The following is a 13,738-nucleotide window of genomic DNA, read 5'->3' as shown; positions in this document are numbered from 1 at the left end:
CGACCAAATCTCCATCGAGTGAGCGACCAATCGACCAGCTACATGGCGTCCAGAGTTCCACTCGATCGAGCGCTGTGGCATGCTGACCTGGTGGTGGACATGGGATGGACCCCTCTCGGTGATGTACGTCCGAGGCATGCCGAGAGCGCCGTAGCCGAGGCCTTGTCCGATACCCGTGTCGTGCTGATCAACGGAGCCCGCCAATCCGGCAAGAGCACTCTCGTCCGCGTGGTCGCCAAAGGCAGGTCAGCCGAATGGCGCACCCTGGACAACCCCGTCGTACGTCAGGCGGCCCTCACCGACCCGGCCGGCTTCGTCGACTTCCCCGAGCCGATGGTGATCGACGAGATCCAGCGGGCCCCTGAGCTCCTCCTCTCCATCAAGGAACAGGTGGACGCCGACCCCCGTCCCGGCCGCTACCTCCTCACCGGCTCCGCGCGCGTCCTCGGCCTGCGAGCCCTCCCCGACACGCTCCCCGGCAGAGTCGAGACCATAGAGCTCTGGCCGTTCTCCCAAGGCGAGATCGACGGCACCCCCGACCGCTTCATCGACGCGCTCTTCACCCACGGCCCCGGCCTCCGCCACACCTCCACGCTCACCCGCGCCGACTACGCCGACCGCGTCGTCCGAGGCGGCTTCCCCGAGGCGGTGGCCCGCGCCACCCCCCGCCGCAGGGAACGCTTCTTCGACTCCTACGTCTCCGACCTGATAGCCCGCGACGTCACGCAGCTCTCCGAGATCGAACGCGTCCCCGAGATGCGCACCCTGATCCGCCTCCTGGCCGCACGCTCCGGCAATCTCCTGGTGCCAGGCACCCTGGCCTCCGCCGCAGGCGTCCCGCTGACCACCGTCAACCGCTATCTGGCCCTGCTGGAGGAGGTCTTCCTGACCAAGCGCGTCCCCGCCTGGTCCCGCAACCTCAGCAACCGCGCCACCAGCATCCCGAAACTGGCTTTCGTGGACTCAGGCGTGGCCGCCAACCTCATAGGCGCCGACACCCGCACCCTGATCCGTCCCGAAGGCCCCTTCGGCCCCCTGCTGGAGGGCTTCGTCCTGATGGAACTCAGCCGCCAGCTCACCTGGTCGCAGGAACGCGCAGACCTCTACCACTACCGCACGAAAGACCAGGTAGAGGTGGACGCCATCCTGGAGACGCGCCAGGGAAAAGTAGCCGCTCTGGAGATCAAAGCCTCCTCGACGGTCCGCCCCGACGACTTCCGCGGACTCCACCACGTGGCCGACCGCGTAGGCGACGACTTCATCGCCGGGGTGGTCCTCTACACCGGCACCCAAACCCTCCCGTTCGGCGACCGCATGCGCGCCATCCCCATCAGCGCACTCTGGCAAGCCGCTCCCTGAAGGCGCTCAGCCGACCTCATACCCCTTGATCAGCCTGACGAGTACGGTCCACTCCCGAGCCGGGACGACCAGCGCCGGTCCACAACGATCCTTGCTGTCCCGCACGGCCCGTCGTCCTCCGGAAAGGTTCGCCACCTCGACACAGTTACCGCCGTTGCTGCCGGAATAGGTGGACTTCTTCCAACGGCTGGTATCGAAGGCCGTGGTCAGCTTGTCCATCGGGATATCGTCTCCTTGATTAATTCCAGGGATTCGCGCTGAGGAAGCGCTTCGGATCGAATGCCTTCGTACCTGAATGCTAGGGTCCTTACGGTTTCTGTCCAGTCTGTGACCTGTGCGTTGGACGCAGCCTCGATGTACGCGGTGTCCGGTGCGCCATCCGCCTCCGCGAGCACGAAACCTCCCAGCAGGCCGGTTGTGGAGCAGGCGGTGAGCGGCAGGATCTGAATGGTGATCCGAGGGGACTGGCCGATCTGACAAAGATGTTTCAGTTGTTCCGCCATGACCTCGGGGCCGCCTATCGGACGATGCAGTACGGCTTCGTCGAGTACTGCCCACAGCATCGGCGGCTTGGTGCGCCGGAGGACCGACTGGCGTTCCATCCGCGTCGTCACCTGCTCTTCCACCTCCTCGACCGTCACCCCAGGTTCTCCGCTCAGCATGGCCCTGGCGTAGTTCTCCGTCTGTAGCAGGCCGGGGACGAGAGAGGGTTCCCAGGTGCGGATCACGTCCGCGCTGCTCTCCACTTCGAGCCAAGGACGAAACCACGGTGGCGCGGACGCGCGGGTCACCAGCGGCCAGAGTCGAACCAAGGCGCCATCGGCTTGGAGAGCGTCGTCACAGTGTTGCGCGAACTGCTCGGACGGGCACCGTTTGGCCGTCTCGATCATGCTGATGGTTCCGACCGAATACGGTACGGCTCGCGCCAGTTGCTGCTGTGACCAGCCGCGTTCCTTCCGATGCCGGCGGAGTTCGAAACCGAACAGTGCTACGGGGGAGTTCGAGGGAAAAAGTTCACTTTCCTTCGGCATGAGGACTCCGTTGTCTTCTCAGCCTTTCAGCGAAACCGTTGGTAGCTTGTTGAAGTCAATCCGTTACTCAATGTATCCGAACTTCGAGAGGGTTGGAGGGGCAATCGTGAACCAACGCGTGAAACGGGTGAGGCATGAAGGCAGCGAGTGCGGAGCCGAGGATCCTTGGTGAGGTGGAGCTTCCCGCTGTTCGGGAGTCCGTCGCACTGGCGCGGGCCGAGGTGCGGCGATGGCTGGGGGAGGGGGCTCCGGTCCTGGAGGATGTGGTGCTGCTCGTGTCGGAGCTGGTGACTAACGCGGTCACGCACTCGGGGGCCGGGCCGGGGGATTTCATCGGTCTCATCGTCAGTGAGGCCGCAGGGATCCTCTATGTAGAGGTGACCGATCCCGGGTCACCTCTACACGGGCCGCGGGTGATGGAGCCGGACGGTGGGGAGCACGGTCGCGGGCTGCTCATCGTCCAGGAGGTGGCACTGGGGTGGGGGAGCAGCGGCGGTGGGGAGGGTGGGGCTCGTACGGTCTGGTGTGCGGTGCGGGCTTGAGGGTTACCAGCCGGCGGCGCGGCCTAGAGGGGTGTCGGTGGTGGGGGAAACGGGGGTGGTGAGGACGACAGGCATCTGGGCCATGAAGCGGGGTTCGGTGCCTTGGTGTTCCTGCGCCGCGTGGATGGTGAAGGGGTGGACGATGTAGGCGTCGCCGGGGGAGCCGGTGGCGAGGGAGATGGGGCGGTCGGCGCCTGTCGTGTCGAACAGGGAAGCCGACTGCATCGGGTCGATCACCGTCTCGTCCAGGTGGGAGGCGATGTCACGGTGGGAACCCGCGCGGATGCGGGTCGGCGCGTCGGTGGGGCCCACCTCGGAGAACAGGACGAGCAGGAGGAGGGTCTGAGGTCGGCCGCTGACTCCCCAGGTGCCGTCGGGACGCTGGGTGTTGTGGTCCACGTGCCAGCCGCGGTCGTCGGCCGACGGGCTCACGGGGAAGCGGACGGGGATGTTGCCGAGGCTGCCTCGAGGTTGCCAGCCGCCTTCGCCGGCTACGGCGTCCAGGGCCGCGCGTAGGCGGGGGCTGCGGACGAACTCACCGAAGGGGCCCTGGCCGGCGAGGTCGGCGGTCCAGACGACGGGCTTGGTCCAGCCGGACGGGTCGTCGGGGGACAGGCCGATGAAGCGCCATAAAAGGGCCCTGGCCTGGTCGGCGACCTCGCGCGGGACGATGGCTTCGACTTTGGCGAAACCGTCGGCGATGAATCGGTCGACGTCGATGGTGTGCATGGGTCAGGAAGCTATCAGCGGCGTCCAACGATTTTTGGGGGCCGTGAGGAGGGTGGGGAGATGAACCCGGGACCGGGTTCCCGGGTTGGGTGGCTGTCGGGAAAGTGGGCCGGAACGAGGCTTTCTCGGGCCGGGGGAAGGGCTCGAACGGGGTTTGTCAGGGTGGGGAGAAGCCCAGGATGTGGGCTTGGACCATGGCGGTGTGGTCGAAGGCGTCGGCGGGGGTGTCGAGGACGTTGTTGTACATGCCGAACAGTTCGAAGCTGATGAAGCCGTAGATCTGGGTCCAGGCCATCAGGCCCGCCAGCATCAGGTCGTCGGGAACCGCGGTCTGGAGGGCTTCGCGGAGACGGTCGGCGTCGGGGGCGAAGCTCGCGGGGGCGGGGGGGAGGCCGGTGAGGCGTGGGGTGAGGGTGCCGGACGCCGAGGCGTCGCTGAGGATGGCCGTCATGACCATGGCGTCGCGTGCGGCGGCGACGGCGGTGTCTTGGGGGGCGACGTAGCCGGGGACGGGGGAGCCGTGGATGAGCGCGTACTCGTGGGGGTGGGCCAGGGCCCAGGTGCGGACGGCACGGCAGGCGGCCATCCAGCGGTCGAGGTGGCGGTCCCTGGGGCAGGCGGCGTCAGCGGTCTCGACGGCTTCGCCTACGGCGTTGAAGGCCTCGATGATGAGCGCCGTCAGCAGGTCGTCGCGGCTCGGGAAGTAGCGGTAGATGGCCGACGAGACCATGCCGAGTTCGCGGGCCACAGCGCGCAGGGACAGGCCCGCGGCTCCTTCGGCGGCGAGGTGCCGGCGTGCGACGTCCTTGATCTCGCTGATCAGCTCGGCGCGGACGCGTTCCCTGGCGGTGCGGCTTGCGTTCACGGGACCGACGATATCAGAGCGGCTGCATGAATCGAGAGCACTGCTCTTGACGAATGCTGCTCTCTTGAGAGAGCATTGCTCACATCACAGAGCATGAGTAACGAGAGGCGAGTCCGATGATGAGCGCGGCCAAGGGAGCCAACATGGCTCTGATGTTCTTCCTGGAGCTCGGCGTCTACGTGGCCGCCGGGTACTGGGGATACACCGCCGCGCCGTCCGGATGGGCCCTGCCCGCGGCCCTCGCCGTTCCCCTGCTGTTCGCGGTGGCGTGGGTGGTCTTCGGAGCGCCGAAGGCACGCCTGCCGCTGCGCGGGATCGCGCGGGCCGCGCTGGAGATCGTGTGGTTCGGCGGGGGAGCGGCGCTGGCCTACGCGGCCGGCGCGCACACCGCTTCGCTGGTGCTCGCGGCACTGTTCGTGCTCAACGCGGCGCTGCGGGTCGCCTGGCGCCAGGTCTGAGACATCGGAGAGAAGGAGCTCATCATGGGTAAGCACGTCGTGGTCGGCGCGGGACAGGTCGGCGGTCAACTCGCCACTCTGCTGGCGGGTCAGGGACACGAGGTGACGGTCGTCACGAGGTCCGGCTCGGGCCCGGTGGCGGCGGGGGTCACCCGCACGCCGGCCGACATCAAGGACGCCGAGGCGCTCACCGGCATCACCAAAGGCGCCGACGTCATCTACAACTGCGTCAACCCCCAGTACCACCGCTGGCAGGAGGACTGGCCCCCCATGGCCGCCTCACTGCTCACCGCCGCCGAGGCCTCAGGCGCGGGGCTCGTCACCCTCGGGAACCTGTACGTGTACGGCGAGGTGCACGCGCCGATGACCGAGGACCTGCCGCTCGCCGCCACCGGCACCAAGGGCCGCGTGCGCGCCACGATGTGGCACGACATGCTCGCCGCGCACCGCGAGGGCCGCGTCCGCGTCACCGAGCTGCGCGGCTCCGACTACTACGGCCCCGGCATGACCGACCAGTCGTTCTTCGGCGACCGTTTCATCACCCCGATCCTCGCCGGGAAGCCGGTCCGGGCCATCGGCGACCCGTCGCAGCCCCACAGCCTCACCTACCTGCCGGACGTCGCCAGAGCCCTCGCGGTGGCGGGCTCCGATGACCGCGTCTGGGGCCGTCCCTGGCACATCCCGACCGCGACCCCGGCCCCCACGTTCAAGCAGATGGCCGAACGCATGGCCGCCATCGCCGGCGCGCCGGACCCCAAGGTCACCCGCGTCCCCGACGTGGCACTGCGCGCCACCGGCCTGTTCGTCCCCATGATGCGCGAGCTCATGGAGACCCAGCACCAGCGCACCCGCCCCTTCATCCTGGACTCCACCGCCTTCGAGACGACCTTCGGCATGGCCCCCACCCCGACGGACGTCGCGCTCCGCGAGACCCTGGACTGGTGGCGCGCGGGCCGTCCGGCCTAGACCGGGGTCTGGGGGACGGGGCCTCAGCCGCCGATGCCGACGACGTCGACGTGAACCCGCCAGGACTTCTGCGGAACCGTGCACCGGGGGACGGTGTGCAGGCAGGCGTAGTCGGTCAGGGTGCTCACGTCGACGGAACCGGAGGCGGCGGCGCGGTACACCTCGAACAGCGGCAGATCGGTCGGGTATCCACCGCGGGTCAGGACTTTCGAAAGAGCCGCTCCACTGACGCCGGTCGGCCGGTACGCCGCGGGCAGCGAGACGCCGAGGGACTGTCCGACGCGAAGAGTGATCGCCTTCCCGTTGTCGGCCTCGGTGAGCGTTACGCTCGGCTCGCCGGTGACGGCGTCGTTGACGCAGCTCGCCGTCGGGGCCGGTCCCGCGCCGGCGATCTGCATCCCGAACGTCGTCGAAGCCCCTGGGGCGAGGTTTCCGTTATAGGCCGTGTTGACCGCGGTGACATAGATGGCGTTGGCGGTGCCGGCCGAGGCGATGACGGCGTTCCACGCGGACGCCACCGACTGGCCGCCGGCGAGGGTCACGTACGCCGTCCACCTGGTCGCCGGCGCGGCGGCGGTGTTGGTGATCGTGACGGTCACCACGCTTCCCCCGGCGTACTCCGCGTCGACCCGTACCGTGGCGGCGCACCCGGCCGATGGCGCCACGGCGCCTCCGGCGGCCGCCGGTGCGACGAGCATGGTCAGCAGGCCGGCGATCGCGCTCAGGCCCACAGTCAAATGTCTTGTCCAAGCCACGGCTTATGCACCTCTCAGCGCATGCGGGACGGTGCCGGCGCAGGCCGATACACCGCACGACGGGTTCCCGGCAGACGCATCGTCAATGGTGAACTTGCCGATGTCAAGGTTCGATGAATTTTTCAGAAACCACCCGCACGCTACTTTTTCACGACTGATTCCTGCCGACGTGACGTGCACGTTCACTCTGCCGTACGGGCAGAACGGTCCAGTCATGCGTATTAGTGACTGAGATTTCCCTGACGAAATTGTCAGGGCTCCACCGGATGGTTCCCACGCTTCTCGTCCCCGGGACTTCTGGAACGCGGCGCACTGTGCGGGAATCCCGGTGGAGCCTGACGACCCACCTGAGTTCAGCTCTGTCGTTCCAGCAGTTCCCGGAACAACGACTCCCACTGGGGCATGACGACTTCGGGGGTGTAGTCGCGGGCTCGCTGCTTGGCGGCGGTGCCGAGGCGGATGCGGAGGTCGCGGTCGGCGATCAGGCGGTTGAGGGCCTTGGCCAAGGCGTCGATGTCGCCGGGGGGGACCAGGAGGCCGTTCCTCTCGTGGGTGAGGACGTCGGCGGGGCCGGTGGGGCAGTCGAAGGCGGCTACGGGGAGTGCGTGGTTCATGGCTTCGATCATGACCATGGGGAGGCCTTCGAAGCGGGAGCTGAGGACGTAGATGGAGGCTCCTGCCAGTTCCTCGGGGAGGTTCTGGGTGCGGCCCATCAGGTGGACGTTGTCCTGGAGGCCGTGTTCCTTGATGAGGCCGGTGAGGCGTTCCTCCTTGGGGCCGGAGCCGAAGACGCGCAGTTCCCAGGCGGGGTTGGCGTCGGCCACCTGGCGGAAGGCGGGGATCAGCATGTCGAACCCCTTCTGCGCCACCAGGCGGCCGGCGGCGACCACCACGGGGTTCTCGTGGCGGGTCGGTTCGCGGCCGGCGGCGGAGACGGCGTTCGGGATGTGCACGACGTGCGCGCCGGGGAGCGCGTTCTGGTACTCGGCCTGGTCGCTCGCCGTGAGGGTGACGATCGTGTCGAGCTTGCCGTAGTGGCGGACGATGGCCGAGCTCACCTGGTGGGGGTAGGTCGGGAGGTTCATGTGTTCCTGGCCCACCCGGATCACGCCGCCGGTGGCGCGGCGCGCGGAGATCAGGTTCAGCGCGGGACGGGTGGTGACGAGGACGCCGTCGTCCAGGGACGTCACGTACTTGATGACGGAGGCCTCGACCGCCTCGGTGAAGTACCGGCCGGCGTACTCGCGCGGTGGCACGATCTTGCCGCGGACCCGCCGCCAGGCACGGCGGCCGATCGAGTCGGACGGCACCTCTTCGCGCTGGTCGTTCAGCGACGACAACCGGACGCGGGGGTCGATCTGGAACTGCGGCTTGGTGCGGCGCCTGACCACGCTGACGATCTCGACGTCGTGGCCGAGCGCGGCCATGGCGTTGGCCTGGCTCACCACGGTGCGGATGGTGCCACCCATGCCGTAGGCGTGCAGGAGCATGTAACGGAGCTTCACGTCGGGTTCGTCACCCCCGGCTGGTAGCCCCACGTGCGCACCATCGGCACCAGCGACTCGGGGATCTGGTCCTCGGCCGGCAGGTCCCGTCCCGCCTGCACGGTGCCGGAGCGGATCTTGTCCTTCCAGTCGCCGAGCCCCTTGACCACCACGGCCTGCTCCCCGTACGTCAGCATGCCGGGCTCCCACGGCAGCGAGAGGAAATCGCAGATCCGCCTCGTCACGGCCTCGGGTTCGGCGGTCAGGTCTTCGTACCGCACGGTGAGCCCCGTCAGCGCGCACCGGGCACGTTCCACCGCCTTCATGTACCGCAAGGCGTCCATCGCGGCCTCCTCCGGTGTCCGTTTGTCCGGACTGGCCTCGTGCCAGGACTTGGCGATGGACGCGGGGTGCCGCAGCAGGAAGATGTACCGCGCGTCCGGCCAGCACGTGCTGATCCGCTGGTACGCGAACGCGTTCGCCGGTGTCTTGTCCACGATGTACTGCTTGCCGCTTTTAACGAGTTCCCGGTGCAGTACCCGGTCCCACAGCAAATGTTCCAGATCGGCCCGGTTGTGGCCGAGCGCGTCCATGGCTTTTTCCGCCAGTGACGTGCCGAACCCGACGGTCAATCTGCGTACATGAAGCTCGTGCGGCGCGTGCAGTGCCGAATGAGCGTTGAGGACGGCCCTGAGCAGGGTCGATCCGGATCGCACCGGAGAAAGGATGAAGATGGGACTCACCAGCAGCCGGTCGGCCTTCGGATCGGCCGGCGGCCGGATCAAAGAATCGGCGGAAGGGGCCTGAACCGGCCCGGAATCGCTGGAGTCTACTTTTCCTACTCGTTGGAGCTGGAATCCGGTCGCCCCGGTCAGCGCGTCATTGATCTTGCGCTTCCAGTTCATGCTGGTGCAACATACCCGCCTTAGCTGGGAAAATACTGAGTATTACCTCCAGGCATCAGGTGTATGAATTGTCACGATCTGGAGGGCCGGGCCCCTCGCTCCCACCGCCGCGCGGCGGACGACCACCAGGACCGGCGTCGCAGCACCGTGAACACGGCCACCCCGCCGGACGGATCGAGGCGTGACCTGGGAGAGTTGGTCCGCTCCCGGGAGGCCGGGTCCGCCGTCCGGGTTTTCCGCATAAGGTTCATACCGCTTGACAACGCTCGATGAGGGAGGTCCCGTGGCCGGCTTGCTGGTGGGTCCGATGCTGCGATATTCCGACCAGGACGGCGCGTCCATCTGGGTGGAGACGAGCGACCCTTGTGAGGTGGCCGTCGTGGTGGAGGGGAACCGCTCCACCGCGCGGACGTTCACCGTGCACGGCCACCACTACGCGATCGTCGAGACGCAGGAGATCGGGGAGTACACGGTCGAGCTGGACGGCCACGGGGTGTGGCCGATCGAGGACAATCCGCCGAGCCGGATCCGGCATGTCACCGAGTTGCGGCGGGTCGCGTTCGGGTCCTGCCGGACGACCGTGCCGCACGACGACGCGCACGAGGCGACGCACGGGGTGGACGTGCTGCGTGAGTACGGCAAGCGGCTGATGGCGGGGGAGGAGCCGCCTGATCTGCTGCTGTTCCTCGGGGACCAGGTGTACGCCGACGAGCCGTCGCAGGAGATGCTGGCGTTCATCAGGGCCAGGCGCGACGACGGGCCCGACGAGATCGTGGACTTCGACGAGTACGCCGAGCTGTACCGGCAGGCATGGACCGAGCCGCTGGTCCGCTGGGTGCTGTCGGTGGTGCCGACCGCGATGATCTTCGACGACCACGACGTGCGCGACGACTGGAACACCTCGGACGTGTGGCGCCGCGAGATCTCCAAGGTGCCGTGGTGGAGCAGCCGCGTGGTGTCCGCGCTCGGCGCGTACTGGATCTACCAGCACATCGGCAACCTGTCGCCGTCCGAGCGCAAGGCCGACCCCGCGTACGCCGAGATCACCGCGGGGGAGGTGGACGGCGGCGCGGCGCTCGACGCGTTCGCGGCGCTCGCCGACGCCGACCCCACGTCCAACCGGTGGAGCTACTGCCGCGACGTCGGCCACAACCGGCTGATCATGCTGGACACCCGCTGCGCGCGCGAACTGGACCCCGCCAAGCGAGGCATGGTCGACGAGGTGGAGTGGGAGTGGTTCGCCGAGCGGGCCACCGGCGACGTCGACCACCTGCTCATCGGCTCGTCGGTGCCGGTGTTCCTGCCGAGCGGCATCTTCGACGTGGAGAGCTGGAACGAGGCCGTCGCCGGCGGGGCCTGGGGACGGCGGGCCGCCGTGGTCGCCGAGAAGATGCGCCAGGCCATCGACCTGGAGCACTGGGGTGCGTTCCGGCGGTCGTTCGACCGGCTCGGCACGCTGCTCGTCGACATCTCCGCCGGACGGCGCGGCCGGGCCCCCGCCACGGTCGTGCTGCTGTCGGGGGACGTGCACTACTCCTACCTGGCGGCGGCCACGTCCGCCGGGGGAGACCTCGACCACGCGCGCATCTACCAGGCGGTGTGCTCGCCGATACGCAACCCGCTGAGCCGCGTCGTGCGGTTCGCCAACGTGGTGGGGCAGTTCGGGGTCGCGACCCTGGTGGGGTCGCTGCTGGCCCGCGCGGCGCGGCTGCCGCGGCGGGCCTTCCGCTGGAAGATCACCGACGGGCCGTGGTTCCCCAACGTGCTCGCGACCCTCGTGCTGGACGGCAGGAAGGCGGCGGTGCGCTGGCACACGGCCCGTCCCGAGTACGAGAAGCTGGCCGAGGTCGTGCTCACCGCCACGCCGCCGTCCCACTGAGCGCAGAAGGCGCCGCCACGCCGCCGTCCCACTGACTCTAGAAGGCGCCGTCAGCCCGAGAGTTCCGCCAGTGCGTCGATGAGGCGGTCCACGGCCCAGTGGACGTCCTCGGCTGTCACGACCAGCGGCGGGGCCAGCCGGATCGTGGAGCCGTGGGTGTCCTTGGCGAGCACGCCGTGGCGCAGCAGGGCCTCGCAGACCTGGCGTCCGGTGCCGAGCGACGGGTCGATGTCCACACCGGCCCACAGGCCCCGGCCCCGCACCGCGACGACGCCGTGGCCGCCGCCGTCCCCGCCGTCCGCGCCGTTCACCGGGCCGATCAGCGCGCGCAGCCGCTCGTGCAGGACCTCGCCGAGTTCCCTGGCCCGCGCCTGGTACTCGCCGGTGCGCAGCAGCTCCACCACGCTGTGGCCGACCGCGCAGGCCAGCGGGTTGCCGCCGAACGTCGAGCCGTGCTGGCCCGGCTTGATCACGCCGAGCACGTCCGCGTCCGCGACCACCGCCGACACCGGCACCACACCGCCGCCGAGCGCCTTGCCGAGCACGTACATGTCCGGGACGACACCCTCGTGGTCGCAGGCGAAGGTCTCACCGGTGCGGCCGAGACCCGACTGGATCTCGTCGGCGACCATCAGCACGTTGTTCTCGGTGCAGATGTCGCGCACCTGCCGCAGGAACCCCGACGGCGGCACCAGCACCCCCGCCTCACCCTGGATCGGCTCCAGCAGCACCGCGACGGTGTCGGCGTCGATCGCCTCGCGGATCGCCTCCGCCGAGCCGTACTTGACGATGCGGAAACCAGGGGTGGCGGGGCCGAAGCCGTCGCGCGCGTCGGGGTCGGTGGAGAAGCTCACGATCGTGGTGGTGCGGCCGTGGAAGTTGTCCTCCATGACCACGATGTTGGCCTGGCCGGGCCGCACACCCTTGACGTCGTAGCCCCACTTGCGGGCCACCTTGATCGCGGTCTCGACGGCCTCGGCGCCGGTGTTCATCGGCAGCACCATGTCCTTGCCGCACAATGCGGCCAGGCCCTCGCAGAACTCCGCGAACCGGTCGTGGTAGAACGCTCGGCTGGTGAGGGTCACCCGCCTGAGCTGGTCCTCGGCCGCGCCGAGGATCGTCTCGTTGCCGTGGCCGAAGTTCAGCGACGAGTACCCGGCCAGGCAGTCCAGGTACCGCCGGCCCTCGACGTCGGTCACCCAGGCGCCTTCGGCCTCGCGGACGACGACCGGCAGCGGGTGGTAGTTGTGCGCGCTGTGCCGTTCCGCGCGGTCGATCTGGTCGCGTGTCACGCTCATGAGCGGATCTCCAATGTGCAGCACTTCGGGCCGCCGCCGGCTTTGCGCAGCTCGCTCAGATCGACGGGGATGACGTTCAGTCCGCGCCTTTTCAGCTCAAGGGCCAGGTCGGCGGCCTCCTGGTTGATCACGACGTTCTCGCCGTCGCTCACCGCGTTGAGCCCGAGCACCGCCGCGTCCTGCGCGGAGGCGAGCACGGCGTCGGGGAACATGCGGCGCAGCACCTCCTGGCTTCCCGGTGAGAACGCCTCGGGGAAGTACGCGACGTTGCGGCCGTCGATGGGGAACAGCGCCGTGTCCAGGTGGTAGTAACAGGGGTCGACCAGCCGCAACGTCACCACCGGCCGGCCGAGGAACTCCTGCGCCTCCTGGTGCGCGGCCACCGACGTGCGGAACCCGGTGCCGGCGAGGATCACCTCGTCGAGCGTGAGGAAGTCCCCTTCCCCTTCGTTGGTGTGCGTCGCCGCCAGCGCCGGCTCGTACCCGTTCCCGGTGAACCACGAAAGGTACGCCGGCCCCTCCGCTGCCCGTTCCACGTTGGCGAAGCGCGCGCCGTACACGCGGCCCCCCACGACCAGTGCGCCGTTGGCCGCGAACACCATGTCAGGCAGCCCGTCGATCGGGTCGATGAGGCTGACCCGGTGGCCCAGCTCCTCGTACGCGGCCCTGAGCCCCTCCCACTGCCGCACCGCCGTGGCCGCGTCGGCTCCCGCCTGCGGATCCATCCAGGGGTTGATCGCGTACTCGACCGCGAAGTACTCGGGTCGGCACATGAGGAAATGCCGGCTGGGGGCCATCTATCACTCCGTCAGAAGCGTGGGAAAACCGCTGGTCAGCGATGGCTACAGCCTAAAAACGCGAATACGGACGGACCAGCCGCGGAACTTGCGCCTCACCGGCGATCGGTTGCGTGCCGAGGTCACCGGCCGTCGATCCGTTGCGCGGACACCCCATCGCCACGCAAGCGTTACACCGGCGTCACGTCACTGGGTCGGCGCGGCGTCCCGCAGGTGCGGGGTGTCGATCAGCCGGGACAGCACGATCGAGCTCTTGGTGCGCACGACGAACGCCTCCGACGCGATGCGCTCGATCACCTGCTCGACATGACGCACGTCCCTGGCCCGGATGTGCAGCAACGCGTCGGCCTCGCCGGTGATGGTGCAGGCGGACACGACCTCCGGGTGCCGCGAGACGGCGAGGCCGATCTCGGTCGGGGAGGTCTTGCCGCGGCAGAACAGCTCGACGTACGCCTCGGTGGTCCACCCGAGCGCGGACGGCTCCACGCGCGCGGTGAACCCCGTGATGGCCCCGCTGCTGAGCAGCCGGTCGACCCGCCGCTTCACCGCCGGCGCCGACAACCCGATCTGACCGCCGATCTCGGCGTACGTAGAACGAGCGTCGGCCACCAGGGCCTTGACGATCGCACGGTCCAGCGCATCGAGCTCCACGCTGACCTGTATACAGCCG

The 13,738-nt window shown here is 68.7% G+C and carries 15 protein-coding genes; 5 read left to right on the top strand and 10 right to left on the bottom strand.

Translation table 11 applies throughout. The features are described 5' to 3' along the window. Window positions 1-180 precede the first annotated feature (180 nt). A complete protein-coding gene (locus BJ992_RS22145) occupies window positions 181-1,359 on the top strand; it encodes an ATP-binding protein (RefSeq protein WP_343072799.1) in 1,179 nt (392 codons plus the stop codon). Between the two features lie 6 nt (window positions 1,360-1,365). Here the strand turns inward: BJ992_RS22145 and BJ992_RS22140 are convergent, their stop codons facing one another. Continuing rightward, complete coding sequence (locus BJ992_RS22140) at window positions 1,366-1,578, bottom strand: DUF397 domain-containing protein (RefSeq protein ID WP_184984007.1); 213 nt, start codon at window positions 1,576-1,578, stop codon at window positions 1,366-1,368. Further along, window positions 1,566-2,390, bottom strand: a complete 825-nt coding sequence (locus BJ992_RS22135; RefSeq protein WP_184984006.1) for a helix-turn-helix domain-containing protein — start codon at window positions 2,388-2,390, stop codon at window positions 1,566-1,568. The genes BJ992_RS22140 and BJ992_RS22135 overlap by 13 nt, the downstream gene beginning before the upstream one ends. A 134-nt stretch (window positions 2,391-2,524) precedes the next feature. Here BJ992_RS22135 and BJ992_RS22130 point away from each other — a divergent pair, with 134 nt between their 5' ends. Continuing rightward, entirely contained in the window at window positions 2,525-2,932 is a 408-nt protein-coding gene (locus BJ992_RS22130) for an ATP-binding protein (RefSeq protein WP_184984004.1), read from the top strand. 3 nt (window positions 2,933-2,935) lie between these two features. Here the strand turns inward: BJ992_RS22130 and BJ992_RS22125 are convergent, their stop codons facing one another. Together BJ992_RS22125 and BJ992_RS22120 are read right to left on the bottom strand one after the other, a co-directional pair. Next, window positions 2,936-3,661, bottom strand: a complete 726-nt coding sequence (locus BJ992_RS22125) for a phytanoyl-CoA dioxygenase family protein (RefSeq protein ID WP_184984002.1) — start codon at window positions 3,659-3,661, stop codon at window positions 2,936-2,938. Between the two features lie 157 nt (window positions 3,662-3,818). Continuing rightward, on the bottom strand, window positions 3,819-4,526 hold the full coding sequence (locus BJ992_RS22120) for a WHG domain-containing protein (protein WP_184984000.1): 708 nt from the start codon (window positions 4,524-4,526) through the stop codon (window positions 3,819-3,821). A 143-nt stretch (window positions 4,527-4,669) separates the two neighbouring features. On the opposite strand from BJ992_RS22120, the gene BJ992_RS22115 reads away from it, so the two are divergent. Continuing rightward, complete coding sequence (locus tag BJ992_RS22115; RefSeq protein WP_246496746.1) at window positions 4,670-4,984, top strand: YrdB family protein; 315 nt, start codon at window positions 4,670-4,672, stop codon at window positions 4,982-4,984. 24 nt (window positions 4,985-5,008) lie between these two features. Continuing rightward, window positions 5,009-5,950 carry an NAD-dependent epimerase/dehydratase family protein gene (locus tag BJ992_RS22110; protein WP_184983996.1) on the top strand — a complete coding sequence of 314 codons (942 nt, stop codon included), beginning with the start codon at window positions 5,009-5,011 and terminating at the stop codon, window positions 5,948-5,950. Window positions 5,951-5,973: 23 nt separating this feature from the next. Here BJ992_RS22110 and BJ992_RS22105 read toward each other — a convergent pair whose 3' ends face one another. The 3 genes from BJ992_RS22105 to BJ992_RS22095 form a co-directional block, all read right to left on the bottom strand. Further along, a complete protein-coding gene (locus BJ992_RS22105) occupies window positions 5,974-6,681 on the bottom strand; it encodes a cellulose binding domain-containing protein (RefSeq protein ID WP_343072988.1) in 708 nt (235 codons plus the stop codon). 377 nt (window positions 6,682-7,058) lie between these two features. Continuing rightward, entirely contained in the window at window positions 7,059-8,243 is a 1,185-nt protein-coding gene (locus BJ992_RS22100) for a glycosyltransferase family 4 protein (protein WP_343072798.1), read from the bottom strand. Next, entirely contained in the window at window positions 8,207-9,094 is an 888-nt protein-coding gene (locus BJ992_RS22095) for a sulfotransferase family protein (protein ID WP_184983992.1), read from the bottom strand. Before BJ992_RS22095 ends, BJ992_RS22100 begins: the two co-directional genes overlap by 37 nt. 283 nt (window positions 9,095-9,377) lie before the next feature. Between BJ992_RS22095 and BJ992_RS22090 the strand changes: the two genes are divergently transcribed. Further along, window positions 9,378-10,973 (top strand): alkaline phosphatase D family protein, encoded by a 1,596-nt coding sequence (locus tag BJ992_RS22090; protein ID WP_184983990.1) that lies wholly within the window; start codon window positions 9,378-9,380, stop codon window positions 10,971-10,973. A 50-nt stretch (window positions 10,974-11,023) separates the two neighbouring features. Here BJ992_RS22090 and rocD read toward each other — a convergent pair whose 3' ends face one another. The 3 genes from rocD to BJ992_RS22075 form a co-directional block, all read right to left on the bottom strand. After that, entirely contained in the window at window positions 11,024-12,271 is a 1,248-nt protein-coding gene (gene rocD, locus BJ992_RS22085; RefSeq protein WP_184983988.1) for an ornithine--oxo-acid transaminase, read from the bottom strand. After that, a complete protein-coding gene (gene ddaH, locus BJ992_RS22080; RefSeq protein WP_184983986.1) occupies window positions 12,268-13,068 on the bottom strand; it encodes a dimethylargininase in 801 nt (266 codons plus the stop codon). Before ddaH ends, rocD begins: the two co-directional genes overlap by 4 nt. Window positions 13,069-13,254: 186 nt before the next feature. Beyond that, complete coding sequence (locus BJ992_RS22075) at window positions 13,255-13,719, bottom strand: Lrp/AsnC ligand binding domain-containing protein (RefSeq protein ID WP_184983984.1); 465 nt, start codon at window positions 13,717-13,719, stop codon at window positions 13,255-13,257. Window positions 13,720-13,738 lie beyond the last annotated feature (19 nt).

This window comes from Sphaerisporangium rubeum (assembly GCF_014207705.1).
GTDB classification, from domain to species: Bacteria; Actinomycetota; Actinomycetes; order Streptosporangiales; family Streptosporangiaceae; genus Sphaerisporangium; species Sphaerisporangium rubeum.
This window is presented reverse-complemented; position numbering and strand designations above follow the sequence as displayed.

Bases quoted from the DNA above. Each gene is read 5' to 3' on its own strand.
- BJ992_RS22140 (WP_184984007.1), bottom strand. From the start codon at position 1,578: ATGGACAAGCTGACCACGGCCTTCGATACCAGCCGTTGGAAGAAGTCC.
- BJ992_RS22135 (WP_184984006.1), bottom strand. From the start codon at position 2,390: ATGCCGAAGGAAAGTGAACTTTTTCCCTCGAACTCCCCCGTAGCACTG.
- BJ992_RS22130 (WP_184984004.1), top strand. From the start codon at position 2,525: ATGAAGGCAGCGAGTGCGGAGCCGAGGATCCTTGGTGAGGTGGAGCTT.
- BJ992_RS22125 (WP_184984002.1), bottom strand. From the start codon at position 3,661: ATGCACACCATCGACGTCGACCGATTCATCGCCGACGGTTTCGCCAAA.
- BJ992_RS22115 (WP_246496746.1), top strand. From the start codon at position 4,670: ATGGCTCTGATGTTCTTCCTGGAGCTCGGCGTCTACGTGGCCGCCGGG.
- BJ992_RS22110 (WP_184983996.1), top strand. From the start codon at position 5,009: ATGGGTAAGCACGTCGTGGTCGGCGCGGGACAGGTCGGCGGTCAACTC.
- BJ992_RS22095 (WP_184983992.1), bottom strand. From the start codon at position 9,094: ATGAACTGGAAGCGCAAGATCAATGACGCGCTGACCGGGGCGACCGGA.
- rocD (WP_184983988.1), bottom strand. From the start codon at position 12,271: ATGAGCGTGACACGCGACCAGATCGACCGCGCGGAACGGCACAGCGCG.
- ddaH (WP_184983986.1), bottom strand. From the start codon at position 13,068: ATGGCCCCCAGCCGGCATTTCCTCATGTGCCGACCCGAGTACTTCGCG.